This window comes from Streptomyces sp. NPDC006265, assembly GCF_040613555.1.
In the GTDB taxonomy this organism is placed as follows: Bacteria; Actinomycetota; Actinomycetes; order Streptomycetales; family Streptomycetaceae; genus Streptomyces.
The window spans coordinates 1,921-3,199 of the sequence record NZ_JBEXSH010000971.1; the positions used below are offsets into that span (position 1 = coordinate 1,921).

The following is a 1,279-nucleotide window of genomic DNA, read 5'->3' on the forward strand; positions in this document are numbered from 1 at the left end:
GCGTCGCCCTGCCGGAGATGGGCGCCTCCAGCGGCTCGATCGGCACCTCGTCCTCCTCGTCCAGCACCTGCTCGGCCTGCTGAACCAGCGTCAGCGCATAAGCACCACAGCGTGAACGCTTCAAGGATGCGCCTGTCCGGCCTCGGCCGGTCGGGCACATCCTTGCGTTCAGATCGTCCCGGTGAGGGTCAGCCGCGCAGGGCCAGGTGGTACGACGAGGCCCACAGCACCACCGCGCTGCCCAGGCCCACCACGATCCGCACGGTCTCGGTCGCGACGCCGGCCGCGGCGAGCACGAACCCGGCGACCGCGACGACGGTCAGCAACGACGCCGTCCACCGGTACTGCCACTGGTCGTACAGGCGGGCGAGCGGGAAGAAGTGCAGGCCCACGACGAGGGCGATGCCCGCGGGGATGACCTCGGGCCGGCCCGCGGCGTTGGACGCGGCGATCACGGCGAAGATGGCCGCCAGCTCGACGGTGTTGACGATGCCCACGCCGCGCGCCCAGTTGGCCGGAAGGTCCACCGTCCGGGGCGAGGGCGCGGCGTTCTTCCGGTACCCCAGGTAGATCGCCGCCGCGGTGATCAGCAGCGCCGCCACCTCGATGGCGACCGGCGCGACATCCGTCGCCGAGCCGGTACCGGAGGCCGCCGCCACGGCCCACATCAGGCCGAACACGGAGAGCACGGCCACGCCTCGGCGGCGCAGGTTGCGGGTGAGGGCGAGGCACTCGGCGTCCGTGGCGGACGGGGTGGGGGGCGTTGTGGGGGACGTAGATGTCACTCGCGGAGAGTACACCGGTCGACCTGCCTTCTTGGCGGTTTCCGGCCAGCTCACCCGCGCCCTCGAAGCGGAATTCAATATTCCGTAATCCTGGCCCGCAGCCGGGTGTCACGGAAACGATGACGTATGTAAGCGCCGGACCGTTTTCCCTTCCGGCTCGAATTCCTGGCGCCAATCATGGGATTCAGGTTCACGAATTCATTGTGGCTCTTCTCGGAAGGTGAAAGGACATGGGGGTTCACGCTCCGGAGCGCATTGCCGTGAGGCCGGATTCCGCCGGCCTGACGGGGGTGCGACTCCATACCCGGATGCCGGTGACACCGGCCTGGCTGGCCCGGCACGTCGTCCCGGTCGCCCGAGAACTGGGCGAGCGGGGCGTGCCCGGCGTGCAGGTGCGGCGCGGCTGGCTGCACGGACCGCACGTCGACGTGCTCGCCCCGGCCGGCGCGCCGCCGCCCGGCGGCGCCGTCGACTGGGCGGCGATCGAGGCAGGG

Annotated in this window: 2 protein-coding genes and 1 pseudogene; 2 read left to right on the forward strand and 1 reads right to left on the reverse strand. The window is 70.9% G+C overall.

Translation table 11 applies throughout. The features are described from left to right. Positions 1–8 precede the first annotated feature (8 nt). On the forward strand, positions 9–83 hold the full coding sequence (locus ABZ281_RS43660; RefSeq protein ID WP_234325538.1) for a thiopeptide-type bacteriocin: 75 nt from the start codon (positions 9–11) through the stop codon (positions 81–83). A gap of 105 nt (positions 84–188) precedes the next feature. Here the strand turns inward: ABZ281_RS43660 and ABZ281_RS43665 are convergent, their stop codons facing one another. Then, the gene (locus ABZ281_RS43665; protein ID WP_356663741.1) at positions 189–785 is read right to left on the reverse strand and encodes a hypothetical protein; all 597 of its coding nucleotides are present in this window, start codon (positions 783–785) and stop codon (positions 189–191) included. Between the two features lie 308 nt (positions 786–1,093). Between ABZ281_RS43665 and ABZ281_RS43670 the strand changes: the two are divergent. After that, positions 1,094–1,279 (forward strand): annotated as a pseudogene (locus ABZ281_RS43670) (hypothetical protein); the annotation flags it as partial.